The organism is Pseudarthrobacter raffinosi, assembly GCF_023913735.1.
GTDB lineage: Bacteria > Actinomycetota > Actinomycetes > Actinomycetales > Micrococcaceae > Arthrobacter > Arthrobacter raffinosi.
In genome coordinates, this window is sequence record NZ_JAMXBH010000004.1 from 221,126 (window position 1) to 239,239 (window position 18,114).

The following is an 18,114-nucleotide window of genomic DNA, read 5'->3' on the forward strand; positions in this document are numbered from 1 at the left end:
ATTGAAAGGCCCCGCTTCCACTCTGTGGAGGCGGGGCCTTTCGTCTACACCCGATTAAGGGCCCGGGTCCAGCCGTGCTAAACTTTGTGTAATTGTTCTGTGTGGCAGTGGATGAAGGCCGCCGCAGCATCATTTTGGTTTTGTTCTCATGATGCTGGGTGGAGCTTGTTTCCGGGTTGCGGGTAAGGTGCGCAACGAATGCCACGCTTTTGCACGCCTACGCAAGTTTCCAGAGGCCGCAGCTGCAAGGAGCAACGCCAAACCATTGTGTTCAGGCTGGCGCCTGAGCGTGAAGGTAGAGATCAAACCAACGGAGAACACGAGAGTGCCTACGATTAACCAGCTGGTCCGCAAGGGCCGCACGCCTAAGGTCAAAAAGACCAAGGCTCCCGCGCTTAACGGCAGCCCGATGCGCCGCGGTGTTTGCACCCGCGTTTACACCACCACCCCCAAGAAGCCGAACTCGGCTCTTCGTAAGGTTGCACGTGTGCGCCTCAACGGTGGCGTTGAAGTTACCGCTTACATCCCCGGTGTAGGCCACAACCTGCAGGAGCACTCCATTGTGCTCGTTCGCGGCGGTCGCGTGAAGGACCTCCCGGGTGTCCGCTACAAGATCGTCCGTGGCGCCCTCGATACCCAGGGTGTGAAGAACCGTAAGCAGGCACGCAGCCGCTACGGCGCAAAGATGGAGAAGAAGTAATATGCCTCGCAAGGGTCCGGCCCCCAAGCGGCCGCTCGTACTAGATCCCGTTTACGGCTCCCCGCTGGTTACCCAGCTGATCAACAAGGTGCTGGTTGACGGTAAGAAGTCCACCGCAGAGCGCATCGTCTACGGTGCCCTCGAAGGCGCCCGCGCCAAGTCCGGCGGCGACCCCGTAGCAGCCCTCAAGAAGGCCATGGAGAACGTCAAGCCTTCCCTTGAGGTCCGCTCACGCCGCGTTGGTGGCGCCACCTACCAGGTTCCGGTTGAGGTCAAGCCGGGCCGCTCCACCGCCCTCGCCCTGCGTTGGCTGGTTGGCTACTCCAAGGCCCGCCGTGAAAAGACCATGACCGAGCGCCTCCAGAACGAAATCCTGGATGCCTCCAACGGTCTCGGTGCCGCTGTGAAGCGTCGCGAAGACACCCACAAGATGGCCGAGTCCAACAAGGCCTTCGCACACTACCGCTGGTAATACTTCCCGGACGCCGCCGGCTCAGCTGAGCCGGCGGCGAACGTGTAGTCCATCCGAAAGGGAGACACCGTGGCACAGGACGTGCTTACAGACCTTAGTAAGGTCCGCAACATCGGCATCATGGCCCACATCGATGCTGGCAAGACCACCACCACCGAGCGCATTCTGTTCTACACAGGCGTGAACCACAAGATCGGCGAAACGCACGACGGCGCTTCGACCACTGACTGGATGGAACAGGAGAAGGAACGCGGCATCACCATCACGTCTGCCGCCGTGACCTGCTTCTGGGACAACAACCAGATCAACATCATTGACACTCCCGGCCACGTTGACTTCACCGTAGAGGTTGAGCGCTCCCTGCGCGTCCTCGACGGCGCCGTTGCCGTGTTCGATGGTAAAGAAGGTGTTGAGCCGCAGTCTGAGACCGTTTGGCGCCAGGCTGACAAGTACAACGTTCCGCGCATCTGCTTCGTCAACAAGATGGACAAGCTCGGCGCTGACTTCTACTTCACGGTAGACACCATCATCGGCCGCCTTGGTGCCAAGCCGCTGGTTATGCAGCTGCCGATCGGTGCCGAGAACGACTTCATTGGCGTTGTGGACGTCCTGGAAATGCGTGCGCTGGTCTGGCCCGGTGACTCCAAGGGTGACGTCACCATGGGCGCCAAGTACGAGATCCAGGAGATCCCCGCGGATCTGCTGGAGAAGGCCAAGGAATACCGCGCCGCTCTCGTTGAGACGGTGGCTGACGCTACCGAAGAGCTCATGGAGAAGTACCTCGAAGGTGAAGAACTCACCATCGAGGAACTCAAAGCCGGCATCCGCAAGATGACGATCAATTCCGAGCTCTACCCGGTCTTCTGTGGCTCCGCGTTCAAGAACCGCGGCGTTCAGCCGATGCTTGACGCCGTCGTTGACTACCTGCCGAACCCGCTCGACGTCCCGCCGATGATCGGTCACGATCCTCGCGACGAAGAGAAGGAACTGACCCGCGCGCCTTCCTCCGAGGAGCCGTTCTCGGCTCTGGCGTTCAAGATTGCGACCCACCCCTTCTTCGGCCAGCTCACCTTCATCCGCGTGTACTCCGGTCACGTCGAAGCCGGTGCTCAGGTGGTCAACTCCACTAAGGGCAAGAAGGAGCGCATCGGCAAGCTGTTCCAGATGCACGCCAACAAGGAAATGCCTGTCGAAGGCGCTACCGCCGGCCACATCTACGCAGCGATCGGGCTGAAGGACACCACCACGGGTGACACCCTGTGTGACTCCAGCAACCAGATCGTACTCGAGTCCATGAGCTTCCCGGAGCCCGTGATCTCGGTTGCCATCGAACCGAACACGAAGGGTGACCAGGAGAAGCTCTCTCTGGCCATCCAGAAGCTCTCCGCTGAGGACCCGACCTTCCAGGTCTCCCTCAACGTGGACACCGGTCAGACCATCATCGCCGGCATGGGCGAGCTTCACCTTGATATCCTGGTGGACCGCATGCGCCGCGAATTCAAGGTAGAGGCCAACGTCGGCAAGCCGCAGGTCGCTTACCGCGAAACTATCAAGAATGTTGTTGCGCGTCACGACTACACGCACAAGAAGCAGACCGGTGGTTCGGGCCAGTTCGCAAAGATCCAGATTGCCATCGCGCCGTTGGACACGTCCGACGGCGAGCTGTATGAGTTCGAGAACAAGGTCACCGGTGGCCGTATTCCGCGCGAGTACATCCCGTCGGTTGACGCCGGTATCCAGGATGCACTGAACGACGGCGTCCTGGCCGGCTACCCGGTTGTTGGCATCAAGGCGACGCTGATTGACGGTGCCTACCACGATGTTGACTCTTCGGAAATGGCGTTCAAGATTGCCGGCCGTATGGCTTTCAAGGAAGCCGCACGTAAGGCAAACCCCATCCTGCTCGAACCGCTGATGGATGTAGAGGTCCGCACCCCTGAGGAATACATGGGTGAAGTTATCGGTGACCTCAACTCCCGCCGTGGCCAGATGCAGTCCATGGAAGATGCACAGGGTGTCAAGGTCATCCGTGCGCACGTCCCGCTGTCCGGCATGTTCGGCTACATCGGTGACCTGCGTTCCAAGACCCAGGGCCGCGCTGTGTATTCCATGACGTTCCACAGCTACGCCGAGGTCCCGAAGGCATTTGCCGACGAGATCATCCAGAAGAACCGCGGCGAGTAGTCTTTCGGACTTTCGCAGCAAAAAACTCGGGTGCGTTTCCGGTTGACGGAAGCACACCTGGTGCAGGTGGCCGGGTCCCGGTTAGATGCAGTCCGGTCAAGCCGGGCGCCGGCCACCTGCACGAACAGGCTCGAGGGACTAGTATTAGTTCCTGAATCTGCAATTTCACCAATCCAAAGCCCCCCAAGTAGACTTGCCTGAGTTTCTGCCGCGATAAGCGCGGTTGAAGGGTAAGTCATTTGAAAACGTTCTAGGAGGAACCTGTGGCAAAGGCAAAGTTCGAGCGGACTAAGCCGCACGTTAACATCGGCACCATTGGTCACGTTGACCACGGTAAGACGACGTTGACGGCCGCCATTTCCAAGGTGCTGTATGACAAGTACCCGACTCTCAACGAGCAGCGCGACTTCGCGTCTATTGACTCTGCTCCCGAAGAGCGTCAGCGCGGCATTACCATCAACATCTCTCACGTTGAGTACCAGACCGAGAAGCGCCACTACGCACACGTAGACGCTCCGGGTCACGCTGACTACATCAAGAACATGATCACCGGTGCTGCCCAGATGGACGGTGCAATCCTCGTGGTTGCCGCCACTGACGGCCCGATGGCTCAGACCCGCGAGCACGTTCTGCTTGCCCGCCAGGTTGGCGTTCCCTACCTGCTGGTTGCGCTGAACAAGTCGGACATGGTTGACGACGAAGAACTGCTGGACCTCGTTGAAATGGAAGTTCGTGAGCTGCTTTCTGCTCAGGGCTTCGATGGCGACGACGCTCCCGTTGTTCGCGTCTCCGGCCTGAAGGCTCTCGAAGGCGACCCGGTTTGGGTCAAGTCCATCGAGGACCTCATGGAAGCGGTTGACGAGAATGTCCCGGACCCGATCCGCGACAAGGACAAGCCCTTCCTGATGCCGATCGAAGACGTCTTCACCATCACCGGTCGTGGCACCGTTGTGACGGGTCGCGCCGAGCGCGGTACCCTCGGCATCAACTCTGAGGTTGAGATCGTCGGCATCCGTCCGGTTCAGAAGACCACCGTCACCGGTATCGAGATGTTCCACAAGCAGCTCGACGAAGCATGGGCCGGCGAGAACTGTGGCCTCCTGCTCCGCGGTCTGAAGCGTGATGACGTAGAGCGTGGCCAGGTTGTTGTCAAGCCGGGTTCCATCACCCCGCACACCGACTTCGAGGCCAACGTCTACATCCTCTCCAAGGACGAAGGCGGACGTCACAACCCGTTCTACTCGAACTACCGCCCGCAGTTCTACTTCCGCACCACGGACGTAACCGGCGTTATCACCCTGCCGGAAGGCACGGAAATGGTTATGCCTGGCGACAACACTGAGATGACCGTTGCGCTCATCCAGCCCATCGCCATGGAAGAGGGCCTCGGCTTCGCTATCCGCGAAGGCGGCCGCACCGTTGGTTCAGGACGCGTTACCAAGATCATCAAGTAATTACTTCTTGAGCACGGAGCTGATGGCCGTCTGACAGCCTGACGCGAAGTTTGGAACAGCCCCGCTGCTAGTGCAGCGGGGCTGTTCTTTGCTACAGTTAATCCAATCACTGGATTAACTGTGCAGGCAGGCCTGCCCTTTGGAGAGGGATCGCCGTGAGGGACGAATCTTATGAAGCGGGCTACCGCGCCGGTCACCTTCAAGGGTGGCTTGACGCTTTGGCCAAACTTCAGGCATCAGGTCAGCCCAGTCCGGCGGTCACTGAATCGCTCAGTTCCGGCGCTGCGGACCCGCCGCTGGGCGAGGGCGTGACGGCGGCAGCCAAACAGGGTGCCTACGCCGGCGCCGTCCGGGCCCGCCGACGTCAGCATCTCGGTGGTACCGGCGTCGCCTTTGGCGCCCTTATCGTCGCCGTCGCCCACCGCGTCGGTGCCACCGAGGATTCCGCCGCAGTCTCCGGCCGCCTCGTTCCAGACATTTCCGGAGACACCGGCTGAGCGCCAGGCCCGCCGTGAAAAGCGTGACCGGCAGAACATCAACATCACGCTGTACGTGGCCAGCCTGCTGCTGGTGGCTGCCGCAGCACTCTTCATCGGCACCAGCCTTCCGCCCATGTTGCGCTTTGCCGGCGTCTGCGCCGTTACGGCGCTGTTCTATGGCGCGGGATTTGTACTGCACGCCCGGGTCCCGCGGCTGAAGCCCGCCGCGGTGGCGTTCACCGGCACCGGGCTCGCCCTGGTTCCTGTGACCGGCCTGGCCCTGTTCAACTTTGCGCTGCATGACGGCCCGGCTGCCTGGCTGATCACCTCGCTGATTGGTACTGCGGCTTATGTTGCGGCGGCGGTCCGGCTGGAGAGCAGGGTTCTGGTGTACCTTTCCCTCACGTTTGTGGCCTCCACGGCGTTCTCCGGCGTTTCAATCCTGGGTGGGGCGCTCGTCTGGTAATTCGCTGTGCTCATAGCCGTGGCCGCGCTGCTGACGGGCCTTGCCCTCGCCCGGCCGCGCTGGCTGCCGCCGGTGTATGTCAGGCCGCTGATGGTCTTGCACCCGTTGGTGGTTCCCGCCGTTGCCGTCGCCGCGACCGGCGTACCGTTGCTCTTGGACAAAGCAGAGTACGCGCTGGTCATCGGGATGTGCGGTATCTATTTCGCCCTGATGGCCGCTGTGCCGGGGCTGTTCCGGCTGATCAACTTCTACACGGCGCGGGCCGCCCTGACAGTAGCTGCCGCCGTCGAGATTTGGCACCTGACCGGCCGGGGGACCGACGCCCTGCTCGCCGCCGGCGTGCTGTTCGCCGCCCAGGCAATGGGGCTGGTGTTGCTGTCGGCAAGGCTGACCCGCTGGTTCCCTCAGCAGCAGGCAGAGTCGTCCGCCGCCGGCAACAGCCCAAGCGCCGCTGGGGAACGCTGGCGGATTGATGGCTCGGTGACCTTTGGCCTGCAACTCGCGGCCGCCGCGGCGTTCAGCGTTCAGGAGACCGCTGCCGGCTTCTTCCGCGCTATTTACGGCTACGGTTCAGTCGAAGCGGGCATAACGGTGCCGCTGTGGGTGCCGGTGGCCTTATTGCTGGCCGCGGGCATGGTGCTGGCCGCTGGGTGGGCCGGCCGGGCCGAATGGGCGCCAGTGGCCGCACTGGCCTTGGCCGGCATCGTTTCTCCTTCGCTGGGCGCGTGGCCGCTGGCCGGCATGCTGCTCCTGGCCGCCGGCTTCTGGGCGATCCGCGGGGCCTTCACGGCAGGTGATTTCCGTGGCCGGCTGGTTCTGGGAGCCCGTTTGGCCATCACGTTTGCGGTCCCCGTAACTGTCGCGGCCGTGCTGGATGACGGTCCTGGGCGGGCCGAGGCGTCAGTGTTCGCACTGTTGGTGGCACTGGTGTTCCAGCAGCTCCTTACGGCGTTCGTGCAGCGCTTCGGGGTGCGGACCTTGGCGCCGCAGCCCACCTTGGTGGTCTTCGGTGCCGGGGGTGCACTGGTTCTGGTCGGGATGCCGTTCATTGAGACCTCGCCGGACTACGGCCTGACAGCCGTCTGCGTGATCATCCAGCTTGCTGCCGCTTTTGTCATCGGAGCCGTGGTGGTTCCACGGCCGGCTACGGAACCGGACTGGGTTGCAACGGTGTGGGAGGCCTTGCCGCTGGGTATGTCCGTGGTCGCCGCGACGGTCGCGTTCCAAGCCGTTTCACAAGGCGCCGGGAACCTGGCGTTGTTGTTGGTGGTTGCATATCTGCTCATCACTGCGGTTCGTCTGCCCCTGCGCCAACACCGCTGGGCCTACTGGTGGTTCGCCAGGGCGGCAGCCACCGTACTTGCCCTGACAGCTTTTCACCAGCTGCGGCGGGACGGCGGCCCGGTGGTCATCGCGGACGAAGTGGTCCACCCGGCAACGGTCCTGGTGACCGTGCTGGCACTCCAGCTGTGCTTTCCGCTGGTGGCTGCCGTCCGCCGTCGTGCTCCCCGCGGGATTCTTGCTGACGCAGGCGCAGTGCTCCTTCTCCAGTTAGCCGGCATTGCCAGCCTCTTGCAGTCAGGTTCCGCAGACTGGCAGGAAACGTACGCTGCAGGACTCGTGGCCCTAGGCGCGGCGGCCTCGGGGTACTTCCTTCGCAGAGTGGCGGGTGCAGTCTGGTTGGCTCCGTTTGCATTTGTTGTGCTGCTGGTCTTCAGCGATGGCGATCTACTTCGGGTGGAACTGATCCTGGGTATCTTCGCGGTCTACTCCACGCTGATGGTGGTGGCAGAGCAACGGCGGGCCAGGAAGGGCTGGTACTTTGTGGCGGCCCGCGTGCTGACGGCAGGCCTCGCGGTGGTCCTCAGCTACGACGTCACCGCCTCGCCCACAGTGGTTTCGGTGACCTTTGCCCTGGTGCTCGCGGCCCAGCATGCCGTCCGCTGGGTGATGCGCTCACGGCTGGCTGACATCCCTTTCCAGCAGGCTGCAGTCTGGATCACCCTGGCCGGGCAGGCATTGCTGCCGCTGGTCTACGTGACGAGGCCGGGCGGCGTCGGGCTGCTGGCGCAGGACGACGACGGCGGCCGCTGGGTGGTGTTGCTGGAACTGCTGTTGCTGCTGGTCTCTGCTGTGGTGGCCAGGAGACTCTTCAGTGCCTACGGAGCCCGTTACTTCGCTGTGTATACGGCACTGTTCGGCGTGCTCGCCCTGGGCCCGCTGTTCACGTTCGACGGGACGTTCCTTGTGACCGCGGTGCTGAGCCACACCGGCACTGCCGTGACGCTGCTGGGTGGTGCGCTGCTTGCAACCGCTGCCGGCATCCTGCGGCACCGGCAGAACGCCGGCCGGCAGAACGGGCTTACTCAGAACGGGCTCACTCAGAGCGGGCATGAGCAGAATGGTCACCAACAGACCGCTGGCGACGCGGACGTCGAGCACTGGCTCTGGCTGGTTACCGCCGGCTCGTTTGCCGGTGTTGGGCTGCTGATCTCGCCGTTGGCGGCCGACTGGGTGACGGGAGCGGCTGTCCTGGTCCTGTCAGCCGTGTGCTTTACCGCGTCGCATATCGAGGATCTGCCGGTGCTGTATCCGCCGGCAGCCGTGGCCGCGCTCGGCGGGTCCGTCGCCTTGGCGGCGGAGGCGTATCAGGATGTCCCCGGCGTCTGGGACGGATTCCTGCCATGGCTGACCGGCGCGGGCGTGGCTTCGGCCGCCCTTTATGCCGTGCGGCTCATGCGCAGCGGCCCGTTGCAGGCCGAGCCGGTGCGTCGTTGGTCGCTTGCCGGTGCGGCGTTCCTCGGCCTCGTGCTGGTGGTCTTCGTCGGAATCCGGCACGATGCAACGTCCTGGACGGCGGCCGCCGTGCTGGCCGCCGCCATCGGGGTGTCCTACAGGGAGGCACCCGCAAGGGCGCGACGGATCGCCCTCGAAGTGGGTGCGTTGCTCCTCACCGTAGCCATCCAGCGCGCTGCCATCTTCGAACTGGACGCGCCTGAGGATCGCACGGGCCGGCTATTGACCGATCTTCCCAGTCCCTTCTGGGTTGTCCAGTGGTACGTGGTCCTGGCCGCTGTCCTCGGTGGCTTGCGCTACTTCGCCGGCAACCAAGCTGCCGGCCGGTTCCTGGTGGGCGCGGCCTCTGCGTTGCTCTCGCTGAGCGGCCTGGGCATAGTGTTCGGCGGGAACGCTGGGCAGCAGCTGTGGGTCCTGGTGCTCCTCGCCCTGCTGCTCATGGCAGGCCTTGGACTGGGGGAACGGCTCTTCGTCTGGTGGGGCGCGGCAGGGGTGGCCGCCTGCATTCTGTGGGCCATGCGGCAGTACACGTTCCTGCTGTTGGCGTTCATCGCTGTGGGGCTGATCGTCTTTGCCGTCTGGCGGCTGCACCGTGGAACGGCCGGTCAGGCGCCGGAGGCGGGACCAGAGGTGACCCCGGGTCCTGAGTCCAGCCCGCCGTCCCACGACCGCAGGGAACCTTCCCGCCGGCACTGATACTGTTGCTGACAGCGAGAGGAGTACATCATGGAATGGCTGATTTTTCTGATCATCGTGGTCGCCGTGGTCGCCGGAGTTTTCTGGGCCAAGAAGCATTTCCGCACCGAGATTGACCGCGCCAAGCGCATCAACCGGGCAAACAAGGACAAGTAGCAAGGCCACTGGGCCTCAGCCGGCAGGAGTGTTCGCCGGTGTTCAGCCGGGCTGGCCTTCGCCGGCCAGTGATTTCCGCGCCTGACTGAGCGCCCGGTACCAGTAGAACGATTCCTTGGGTGTGCGCTCCAGGGTGTCGAAATCCACGTGCACCAGGCCGAAGCGCTGTGAATACCCCGCGGCCCATTCAAAGTTGTCCATCAGGGTCCAGACGTAGTACCCGCGGAGGTCCACGTCGTGGGCAATTCCGCCCGGAGCCGTCGCCTCCAGGGCGTGCCGCAAGTGGCCCGCGATGTAATCGATCCGCTGCTGGTCTTGGACGGGGCCGGTGACATGCTCGGGTTCAGGGAAGCTGGCACCGCTTTCGGTGATGTAGATCGGCGGCAAGGCATCCCCGTAGCGGTCCTTCAGCTCGCGCAGCAGGAATCCCAGGTGCTCCGGAGCCACCGGCCAGCCGAAGCCTGTGGTGCCGTACTCGTCGAACGGCATCTGGTGGGCAGGTATCCGGACCATGGCTTCCGCTGGCACCGTAAGGTCTTCGCCGGTGCCCTGCCCGGCTGCTACCTTCACGGGCTGGTAGTAGTTCACGCCGTAGAAGTCCACGGGCTGATGGATGGTGCGCAGATCGGCGTCGGAAATCTTGCCGAACGACGGCAGCCACGGCTTGGCAAACCGCAAGGAGCGGGGGTACCGGCCCAGGAGGACCGGATCGGCATAGATCCGGTTCAGCATAATGTCGAAGACTTTCGCAGCGGCCCTGTCGGCAATTTTCCGCGTTGCCGGCTGGACGGGGGAATGCAGGTTGGTCACGCCAATTCCGCCGCGGACCCCTTCCGCCCGCAGTGCCTGGGTGGCCATGCCATGCGCCAGCAGTTGATGGTGGACAGCAGGAAAGGCATCAAAGAGGAGATCCCGTCCGGGGGCATGGACGCCCAGCGCATAGCCGTTGAGGACTACCGAGGCTGGTTCGTTGAGGGTTACCCACTTGTCTACGCGATCACCAAAACGCCGGCCGGCCTCGCCTGCGTACTCAGCGAAGCGTTCGGCGGTGGCCCTGTTCATCCAGCCGCCACGGTGCTCCAAGGGCAGTGGCGTATCCCAGTGGTAGAGGGTGGCCATGGGGGAGATGCCGGCTTCGAGCAGCTGGTCGATCAGGCGGTCGTAGAAGTCCAGGCCCTGTTTGTTGAATGCACCGCGGCCGTCCGGCTGGATCCGCGGCCAGGAGATGGAAAAGCGGTAGGAATCCACGCCGAGGTCCCGCATCAGAGCCACATCTTCGGGCGAGCGGTTGTAGTGGTCGCAGGCCACTGCTGGGGAGTGTCCATCGATGATGGCGCCGGGTTTCTCCGCGAAGGCGTCCCAACCGGAGGGACCCCGTCCGTCAGCGGAGAGGGAGCCTTCGATCTGGAAGGCGGCCGCGGCAACACCGAGGGTAAACGAGCTGGGCAGTCGGTCGGCCAGATCCTGGACGGAAACGTCATTTTCGACGGTCATTCCCCCATCATCCATTCGGATGTTGCCGAAGGCAATGACCACAGGCCGTGCAGGGCCCGAATGCGCACTGGGCCGGAGGGGGGAGGTGTCAGCCTGCAGATTCGCTTCTGGGCATAATATCCGGCATACTAGATGAGTTGTTCAAGCGCTTCTTCGTGTCCCGATCCGGATAATGCCGGGTGTCAGGGTCCAAGTGGAAGCCCAAACATAACCCACTCCCCATGGAACTGCGGATTTGTATGCGTGCTAAGCGCGACACGCCCGACCGCGGGGGTCGGTTACGTCGGCAGGCTGAGGAACCCGGATTCATCCGGATTCAGCTTGTGCGGCGGGTGGTAGTTCAGACTTCAAATGCTTCGGCAGCCACATGCAACAAGAAAGTGAACAGAGCAGCCCTCACCGGGAGCAGCACTAACTGAAAGAGAGTCAGGCGACATGGCGGGACAAAAAATCCGCATCCGGCTGAAGTCATATGACCACGAGGTCATTGACTCTTCAGCACGGAAGATCGTTGAGACGGTCACGCGCGCAGGCGCAACGGTAGTTGGCCCCGTGCCGCTGCCGACGGAGAAGAACATTTACTGTGTTATCCGCTCTCCGCACAAGTACAAGGACAGCCGCGAGCACTTTGAAATGCGCACGCACAAGCGTCTTATCGACATCATCGATCCCACGCCGAAGGCTGTTGATTCGCTTATGCGTCTCGACCTGCCGGCCGACGTGAACATCGAAATCAAGCTGTAGGGAGGTGCTGAGAGACTATGACCGCAACCCGTAACGTAAAGGGCCTGCTGGGCACGAAGCTCGGCATGACCCAGGTCTGGGACGAGAACAACAAGCTCATCCCCGTCACTGTGGTCCAGGCAGATTCGAACGTCATCACGCAGCTGCGCAACGCAGACACTGATGGCTACGTAGCTGTTCAGATCGGCTACGGCCAGATCGATCCCCGCAAGGTCACCAAGCCGCTGGCTGGTCACTTTGAAAAGGCAGGCGTCACGCCTCGCCGCCACGTCGTCGAACTGCGCACTGCAGATGCTGACACTTATGAGCTGGGCCAGGAGCTTTCTGTTGAGCTCTTCGAAGCCGGCCAGAAGATCGACGTTATCGGCACCACCAAGGGTAAGGGCTTCGCCGGTGTTATGAAGCGTCACGGCTTCCACGGTGCTCCCGCCTCACACGGTGCTCACAAGAACCACCGTAAGCCCGGTTCAATCGGTGGCGCATCCACCCCGAGCCGCGTCTTCAAGGGCATGAAAATGGCCGGCCGCATGGGCGCCGTTCGTCACACCACGCTGAACCTCACGGTTCACGCAGTTGACGTCGAGAAGTCGCTGCTCCTGATCAAGGGTGCCGTCCCCGGCGCCCGCGGCCAGGTCGTACTCGTACGCACCGCCGTGAAGGGAGCCTAGTTCAATGACTAGCACTGTCAAGGTTGACCTGCCTGCAGAGATCTTCGACGTTCAGACCAACGTGCCGCTGCTGCACCAGGTCGTCGTAGCCCAGCTCGCTGCTGCTCGCCAGGGTACCCACAAAACCAAGACCCGCGCCGAAGTTTCCGGTGCAGGTCGCAAGCCGTTCAAGCAGAAGGGCACCGGCCGCGCCCGTCAGGGTTCAATCCGTGCTCCTCACATGACCGGTGGTGGCGTAGTCCACGGTCCCACACCGCGTGACTACAGCCAGCGCACCCCCAAGAAGATGATTGCTGCTGCACTGCGCGGCGCACTCTCTGACCGGGCACGCAACGGACGCATCCACGTTGTTGCCGAACTGGTGGAGGGCACCAAGCCGTCCGTCAAGAACGCACTGGCAACGCTGCGCGGAGTTTCCGAGCGCAAGAACCTGCTGGTTGTCATCGAGCGCGCCAACGATGTTGCAGCACTTTCCGTGCGCAACCTCGCCGGTGTTCACGTTCTGTACGCAGACCAGCTGAACACCTACGACGTACTCGTCTCTGACGACGTTGTCTTCACCAAGGCTGCCTACGAAGCATTCGTTGCTGACCGGGCAGTAGCAAAGAACGAGGAGGATGCCAAGTGAGTGCAGCCACCATCAAAGACCCGCGCGACGTCGTGCTTGCACCCGTCGTATCGGAAAAAAGCTACGGCCTGATCGATGAGGGCAAGTACACCTTCCTGGTGGACCCCCGCTCGAACAAGACCGAGATCAAGCTGGCCGTGGAGAAGATTTTCTCCGTCAAGGTCGAATCGATCAACACCATCAACCGTGCCGGTAAGCGCAAGCGCACCAAATTCGGATGGGGTACCCGCAAGAACACCAAGCGTGCAATTGTGAGCCTCAAAGAAGGCACCATCGACATCTTCGGCGGTCCGCTCTCGTAGCGGAGACCACTTTAACGAGGAAATAAATTATGGGAATCCGTAAATACAAGCCGACTACCCCGGGCCGTCGTGGCTCGAGCGTAGCGGACTTCACCGAAATCACGCGGTCGACGCCGGAAAAGTCGTTGGTACGTCCGCTGCCCAAAAAGGGCGGCCGTAACAACTCCGGTAAGATCACGACCCGTCACAAGGGTGGTGGCCACAAGCGCCAGTACCGTCTGATCGACTTCCGTCGCCACGACAAAGACGGCGTCAACGCCCGCGTTGCCGAAATCGAGTACGATCCGAACCGTACGGCTCGCATCGCCCTCCTGCACTACGTTGATGGCACCAAGCGTTACATCATCGCGCCGAACAAGCTCTCCCAGGGTGACGTCGTTGAGGCAGGTTCCGGTGCTGATATCAAGCCCGGTAACAACCTGCCGCTGCTCAACATCCCGGTTGGTACCGTAATCCACGCAGTTGAACTGCGTCCGGGTGGCGGCGCCAAGATGGGCCGCTCCGCCGGCGCATCGATCCAGCTTGTAGCAAAGGAAGGCCGCTTCGCCCAGCTGCGTCTGCCTTCCGGCGAAATCCGCAACGTTGACGTGCGCTGCCGCGCAACCGTCGGCGAGGTCGGCAACGCCGAGCAGTCGAACATCAACTGGGGTAAGGCCGGCCGCATGCGCTGGAAGGGCGTTCGCCCGACCGTCCGTGGTGTCGCGATGAACCCGGTTGACCACCCGCACGGTGGTGGCGAGGGTAAGACGTCCGGTGGACGTCACCCCGTCAACCCGAACGGTAAGCGGGAAGGCCGCACCCGGCGTCCCAACAAAGAGAGCGACAAGCTTATTGTTCGTCGCCGTCGTACTGGCAAGAACAAGCGATAGGAGCCTGGACACATGCCACGCAGCCTGAAAAAAGGTCCTTTCGTTGACCAGCACCTCTTTGTAAAGGTGGACAGGGAAAACGAAAAGGGCACCAAGAACGTCATCAAGACCTGGTCCCGCCGTTCGATGATCATCCCCAACATGCTTGGGCACACGATCGCCGTACACGACGGACGCAAGCACATTCCGGTGTTTGTCACTGAGTCGATGGTCGGGCACAAGCTCGGCGAATTCGCTCCCACGCGGACATTCCGCGGCCATGTCAAGGACGACCGTAAGGGCAAGCGCCGCTAGGCGCCTGCACTTACGTCAAAGACGAGAGAAGGAAAGCAATGGAAGCCAAGGCAATTGCGCGTCACATCCGCGTAACGCCTATGAAGGCCCGGCGCGTCGTCAACCTTGTTCGTGGTAAGCAAGCGAATGAGGCTCTGGCAATTCTGAAGTTTGCCCCCCAGGCAGCTTCGGAGCCGGTATTCAAGGTAGTACAGTCGGCAATCGCAAACGCCCGGTCCCTCGCGGACCGCGACGGTGTTTCGTTTGACGAAAGCGACCTCATCATCAGCGAAATGTTCGTTGATGAAGGCCCGACCATGAAGCGGTTCCAGCCGCGTGCTCAGGGTCGTGCATTTCAGATCAAGAAGCGCACCAGCCACATCACTGTGGTAGTCGCTACACCTGAGAAAGAGGAGGCTCGCTAAGTGGGACAGAAAGTTAACCCGCACGGGTTCCGACTCGGCATCACCACCGATCACGTATCGCACTGGTTCGCTGACAGCACCAAGCCCGGACAGCGGTACAAGGACTTCGTTCGCGAAGACATCCGTATCCGCCAGCTCATGTCAGTTGGCATGGAGCGCGCCGGTATCGCCAAGGTTGAGATCGAGCGCACCCGTGACCGTGTCCGCGTGGATATCCACACGGCACGTCCCGGCATCGTTATCGGCCGCCGCGGCGCTGAAGCAGACCGCATCCGCGGCGAGCTTGAGAAGCTGACGGGCAAGCAGGTCCAGCTGAACATCCTCGAGGTCAAGAACCCCGAGATGGAAGCACAGCTTGTTGCCCAGGGCGTTGCTGAGCAGCTGACTTCCCGCGTGGCTTTCCGCCGTGCGATGAAGAAGGCCATGCAGTCCGCTCAGCGTGCAGGTGCCAAGGGCATCCGTATCGCCTGCTCCGGTCGACTGGGTGGCGCGGAAATGTCCCGCTCGGAGTTCTACCGCGAAGGCCGTGTGCCCCTGCACACCCTCCGTGCGAACATCGACTACGGCTTCTACGAGGCCAAGACCACCTTCGGCCGCATCGGCGTGAAGGTCTGGATCTACAAGGGTGACGTCACCGCCAAGGAACTGGCTCAGCAGGCAGCTGCTGCTCCGTCCCGTGGCCGCGGTCCCAGCGACCGTCCGGGCCGCCCGGGTGGCGCCGGCGGCGCTGACCGTGGTGACCGCCGCCGTCGTACCGACCGTCCGGCAGCAGAGGCAGCTCCGGCTGCCGAGGCTCAGGCAGTTGAGGCTGCACCTGCTGCAGTAGAAGGAGGACAGGCTTAAATGCTTATCCCACGTCGAGTCAAGCACCGTAAGCAGCACCACCCGGGTCGTTCCGGCGCTGCTACGGGCGGCACCAAGGTCTCCTTCGGTGAGTGGGGTATCCAGGCTCTGAGCCCGGCATACGTCACTAACCGTCAGATCGAGTCTGCCCGTATCGCGATGACCCGCCACATCAAGCGTGGCGGTAAGGTCTGGATCAACATTTACCCGGACCGTCCGATCACCAAGAAGCCGGCCGAAACCCGCATGGGTTCCGGTAAGGGTTCGCCGGAATGGTGGGTCTCAAACGTCAAGCCGGGCCGGGTTCTCTTTGAGATCTCCGGCGTCGAGGAATCGGTAGCTCGCGAGGCCCTGCGCCTGGCAATCCACAAGCTCCCGTTGAAGGCACGCATTTTGCGTCGCGAAGGTGGTGAATAGAAATGTCAGTAGGATCCAAGGAACTTGCATCCGCACAGCTGGACACGTTCGACAACGAGCGACTCGTTGAAGAACTCCGTAAGGCTAAGGAAGAGCTGTTCAACCTGCGTTTCCAGTCCGCCACCGGTCAGCTGGAGAACCACGGTCGTCTGCGCGCGGTAAAGAAGGACATCGCACGTATCTACACCGTTCTCCGTGAGCGCGAGCTGGGCATTCGTGCCGAGGTTGCCGCACCGGTTGTGGAAGCCAAGGAAGAGAAGAAGTCCAAAAAGGCTGCAACCAAGAAAGCCGAAACGGCTGAAATGGTTGAGGCCGAGGAGGATGCCAAGTGAGTGAAAAGGACGAGAACGTGACGGAAACTGTTTCCGCAGCAGCTACGGCTGGCGAACGCGGTGACCGTAAGACGAAGCGTGGCTACGTAGTCTCGGACAAGATGGAAAAGACCATCGTTGTCCAGGTAGAAGACCGCGTAAAGCACGCTTTGTACGGCAAAGTCATCCGCCGCAACACGAAGATCAAGGCTCACGACGAAGAGAACAGCGCCGGCATCGGCGACCTCGTTCTCCTCGCCGAGACCCGCCCGCTGTCCGCTACCAAGCGGTGGCGTCTGGTCGAGATCCTCGAAAAGGCCAAGTAACACCCCGCAGCCTGCTTGCAGGTACTGCACCGGAAACCCCCGTTCCCTTTTGGGAGCGGGGGTTTCCGTATTTGGCGGCGGTTGAGCTGGCTGGGTGTGCCACGCGGAGCAGGTTTTTGGGGACGGCCGACGGCGGGACGCCAGGTTTCCGGGGGAACGGCACCGCCGGCGGGCCGAAAGCGTGCCTTGCGTGACGCCGTCGTCCGCGTTTGCATCAGGACGCTCTCTCACTTAATGCGGGAAATCCCCGGACGCTCTCTCACTTTTCTTATGAAAGTGAGAGAGCGTCCGCCGAAAAGGCGCATTAAGCCTGTATGCCCCTTGCGGGGCGCCCGTTCCGGGCTGAAAATGTGCCTGTGGTCGCCTGTTGTCGACGCCGTAGTCACTATGGTTCTTTCAGTCCGTCATTAAGCCGGGCGCCGGGGATCACGCCGTGGGCCCTTCACTGTTTCCTTTTACCGAGAACGAGGACTAGATTCCGATTTTCCCGGTGATTGAATACTGGCTTCCAAGGGAGCCACCTGCCGTGCGCTTCAGAGCCACCTGCCCAGATCACGGATCGTGTCGTTCAGAGCCACGATTGGCGTGGTTGAGAGCCACCTGAAAAGCTCCTCCCACCATGTGATGGCCACGTGGTGGGAGGAGTACCGGTAATGGTACGGAAGATCAAGGCGAAACTTGTCTTGCAGTTACGAAATCAGGGTTTATCAGGCAGGTCGATCGCCTCGGCGCAGGGCATCGCGCGCAATAGCGTCCAGGCGGTGCTCGATGCAGCGGACCGGCTCGGCGTCGTCTGGGATGACGTCGCGGAGCTGTCGGAAGCCGAGGTGTATGCGGCCGTGTTCCCCGGCCGCGGCGTTCATGAGAGCGTCTTCGCGCAGCCGGACTGGCCCCGGGTTCACACTGAGTTGGCCCGGGTCGGGGTGACGTTGAAGCTGTTGCACCAGGAGTATGTCGACGCAGCGTCCATGGCGCAGGCAACGATGAGCTATGACCGGTTCTGCCGCCTCTATGGCGAACACGCCGCCGTCTCGGGGGCGACGTCAAGGGTCGGGCACAAGGCCGGCCGCAGTATCGAGGTCGACTGGTCCGGACCCACGATGCAGCTGTTGGATCCGACGACGGGTGAGCTGTCGAGGGTGTATTTGTTCGTCGCGTGCCTGCCGTTCAGCCGGTATGCGTTCGTGGAAGCGAGCCTGGACATGAAGCAGGAGTCGTGGCTGCGCGCCCACACGGCGATGTTCGCGTTCTTCGGGGGCAGCGTCCCGCGCCTGGTGCCCGATTATGTTCCGCGGAACATAATCCGGGTTCTGTGCCCGGCTGGATTATGTGGCCCGAGCGGCCAAATTCGCTGATGTGGTGTCTTTTTCTCAGTTTGGATGGCCGTCCATGGCACATAACGGCGGGCGGG

At 62.2% G+C, this 18,114-nt stretch carries 20 protein-coding genes and 1 pseudogene; 20 read left to right on the forward strand and 1 reads right to left on the reverse strand.

Annotated elements, in window-relative coordinates:
* The first annotated feature begins 325 nt into the window (after positions 1-325).
* The 8 genes from rpsL to NG698_RS21635 all read left to right on the forward strand — a co-directional run bounded on the left by rpsL (position 326) and on the right by NG698_RS21635 (position 9,403).
* Positions 326-700 (forward strand): 30S ribosomal protein S12, encoded by a 375-nt coding sequence (rpsL, locus tag NG698_RS05545; RefSeq protein WP_011692814.1) that lies wholly within the window; start codon positions 326-328, stop codon positions 698-700.
* Position 701: 1 nt separating this feature from the next.
* Positions 702-1,172 (forward strand): 30S ribosomal protein S7, encoded by a 471-nt coding sequence (rpsG, locus tag NG698_RS05550; RefSeq protein WP_011692813.1) that lies wholly within the window; start codon positions 702-704, stop codon positions 1,170-1,172.
* Positions 1,173-1,241: 69 nt separating this feature from the next.
* Positions 1,242-3,356, forward strand: coding sequence for an elongation factor G (gene fusA, locus NG698_RS05555; RefSeq protein WP_252608609.1), 2,115 nt, complete (start codon positions 1,242-1,244; stop codon positions 3,354-3,356).
* Positions 3,357-3,619: 263 nt separating this feature from the next.
* Positions 3,620-4,810, forward strand: a complete 1,191-nt coding sequence (gene tuf / locus NG698_RS05560; RefSeq protein WP_160673126.1) for an elongation factor Tu — start codon at positions 3,620-3,622, stop codon at positions 4,808-4,810.
* A 155-nt stretch (positions 4,811-4,965) separates the two neighbouring features.
* Positions 4,966-5,307 carry a hypothetical protein gene (locus tag NG698_RS05565; RefSeq protein ID WP_252608611.1) on the forward strand — a complete coding sequence of 114 codons (342 nt, stop codon included), beginning with the start codon at positions 4,966-4,968 and terminating at the stop codon, positions 5,305-5,307.
* Entirely contained in the window at positions 5,240-5,755 is a 516-nt protein-coding gene (locus tag NG698_RS05570) for a hypothetical protein (RefSeq protein ID WP_252608614.1), read from the forward strand. Before NG698_RS05565 ends, NG698_RS05570 begins: the two co-directional genes overlap by 68 nt.
* Positions 5,756-5,761: 6 nt before the next feature.
* Positions 5,762-9,247 carry a hypothetical protein gene (locus NG698_RS05575; RefSeq protein WP_252608617.1) on the forward strand — a complete coding sequence of 1,162 codons (3,486 nt, stop codon included), beginning with the start codon at positions 5,762-5,764 and terminating at the stop codon, positions 9,245-9,247.
* Between the two features lie 30 nt (positions 9,248-9,277).
* Positions 9,278-9,403 (forward strand): hypothetical protein, encoded by a 126-nt coding sequence (locus NG698_RS21635; RefSeq protein ID WP_256468624.1) that lies wholly within the window; start codon positions 9,278-9,280, stop codon positions 9,401-9,403.
* Between the two features lie 42 nt (positions 9,404-9,445).
* Here the strand turns inward: NG698_RS21635 and NG698_RS05580 are convergent, their stop codons facing one another.
* Positions 9,446-10,897 carry a GH1 family beta-glucosidase gene (locus tag NG698_RS05580; RefSeq protein WP_252608631.1) on the reverse strand — a complete coding sequence of 484 codons (1,452 nt, stop codon included), beginning with the start codon at positions 10,895-10,897 and terminating at the stop codon, positions 9,446-9,448.
* 435 nt (positions 10,898-11,332) lie between these two features.
* Here NG698_RS05580 and rpsJ point away from each other — a divergent pair, with 435 nt between their 5' ends.
* The 12 genes and pseudogenes from rpsJ to NG698_RS05640 all read left to right on the forward strand — a co-directional run.
* A complete protein-coding gene (gene rpsJ, locus NG698_RS05585; protein ID WP_024366135.1) occupies positions 11,333-11,641 on the forward strand; it encodes a 30S ribosomal protein S10 in 309 nt (102 codons plus the stop codon).
* Between the two features lie 17 nt (positions 11,642-11,658).
* Positions 11,659-12,309, forward strand: a complete 651-nt coding sequence (gene rplC, locus NG698_RS05590; RefSeq protein WP_056344391.1) for a 50S ribosomal protein L3 — start codon at positions 11,659-11,661, stop codon at positions 12,307-12,309.
* Positions 12,310-12,313: 4 nt separating this feature from the next.
* Positions 12,314-12,937: a 50S ribosomal protein L4 gene (gene rplD / locus NG698_RS05595; protein ID WP_056344389.1), complete on the forward strand. Its 624-nt coding sequence runs from the start codon at positions 12,314-12,316 to the stop codon at positions 12,935-12,937.
* Entirely contained in the window at positions 12,934-13,239 is a 306-nt protein-coding gene (rplW, locus tag NG698_RS05600) for a 50S ribosomal protein L23 (protein WP_018773664.1), read from the forward strand. Before rplD ends, rplW begins: the two co-directional genes overlap by 4 nt.
* Before the next feature lie 29 nt (positions 13,240-13,268).
* On the forward strand, positions 13,269-14,108 hold the full coding sequence (gene rplB / locus NG698_RS05605; RefSeq protein WP_056344386.1) for a 50S ribosomal protein L2: 840 nt from the start codon (positions 13,269-13,271) through the stop codon (positions 14,106-14,108).
* A gap of 12 nt (positions 14,109-14,120) precedes the next feature.
* Entirely contained in the window at positions 14,121-14,402 is a 282-nt protein-coding gene (gene rpsS / locus NG698_RS05610) for a 30S ribosomal protein S19 (protein WP_056344384.1), read from the forward strand.
* A 38-nt stretch (positions 14,403-14,440) separates the two neighbouring features.
* Positions 14,441-14,806, forward strand: coding sequence for a 50S ribosomal protein L22 (rplV, locus tag NG698_RS05615; protein WP_056344381.1), 366 nt, complete (start codon positions 14,441-14,443; stop codon positions 14,804-14,806).
* Complete coding sequence (gene rpsC / locus NG698_RS05620) at positions 14,807-15,649, forward strand: 30S ribosomal protein S3 (RefSeq protein ID WP_252608633.1); 843 nt, start codon at positions 14,807-14,809, stop codon at positions 15,647-15,649. It abuts the gene before it with no gap.
* Complete coding sequence (gene rplP / locus NG698_RS05625; protein ID WP_056344375.1) at positions 15,650-16,066, forward strand: 50S ribosomal protein L16; 417 nt, start codon at positions 15,650-15,652, stop codon at positions 16,064-16,066.
* Between the two features lie 2 nt (positions 16,067-16,068).
* On the forward strand, positions 16,069-16,398 hold the full coding sequence (gene rpmC, locus NG698_RS05630) for a 50S ribosomal protein L29 (RefSeq protein WP_252608635.1): 330 nt from the start codon (positions 16,069-16,071) through the stop codon (positions 16,396-16,398).
* Positions 16,395-16,703, forward strand: coding sequence for a 30S ribosomal protein S17 (rpsQ, locus tag NG698_RS05635; protein WP_056344371.1), 309 nt, complete (start codon positions 16,395-16,397; stop codon positions 16,701-16,703). The genes rpmC and rpsQ overlap by 4 nt, the downstream gene beginning before the upstream one ends.
* Before the next feature lie 653 nt (positions 16,704-17,356).
* Positions 17,357-18,010 (forward strand): annotated as a pseudogene (locus tag NG698_RS05640) (transposase); the annotation flags it as partial.
* Positions 18,011-18,114 lie beyond the last annotated feature (104 nt).

Coding starts and splice junctions, on each gene's coding strand:
- rpsG (WP_011692813.1), top strand. CDS start 702: ATGCCTCGCAAGGGTCCGGCCCCCAAGCGGCCGCTCGTACTAGATCCC.
- NG698_RS21635 (WP_256468624.1), top strand. CDS start 9,278: ATGGAATGGCTGATTTTTCTGATCATCGTGGTCGCCGTGGTCGCCGGA.
- NG698_RS05580 (WP_252608631.1), bottom strand. CDS start 10,897: ATGACCGTCGAAAATGACGTTTCCGTCCAGGATCTGGCCGACCGACTG.
- rpsJ (WP_024366135.1), top strand. CDS start 11,333: ATGGCGGGACAAAAAATCCGCATCCGGCTGAAGTCATATGACCACGAG.
- rplC (WP_056344391.1), top strand. CDS start 11,659: ATGACCGCAACCCGTAACGTAAAGGGCCTGCTGGGCACGAAGCTCGGC.
- rplD (WP_056344389.1), top strand. CDS start 12,314: ATGACTAGCACTGTCAAGGTTGACCTGCCTGCAGAGATCTTCGACGTT.
- rplB (WP_056344386.1), top strand. CDS start 13,269: ATGGGAATCCGTAAATACAAGCCGACTACCCCGGGCCGTCGTGGCTCG.
- rpsS (WP_056344384.1), top strand. CDS start 14,121: ATGCCACGCAGCCTGAAAAAAGGTCCTTTCGTTGACCAGCACCTCTTT.
- rplV (WP_056344381.1), top strand. CDS start 14,441: ATGGAAGCCAAGGCAATTGCGCGTCACATCCGCGTAACGCCTATGAAG.
- rplP (WP_056344375.1), top strand. CDS start 15,650: ATGCTTATCCCACGTCGAGTCAAGCACCGTAAGCAGCACCACCCGGGT.
- rpmC (WP_252608635.1), top strand. CDS start 16,069: ATGTCAGTAGGATCCAAGGAACTTGCATCCGCACAGCTGGACACGTTC.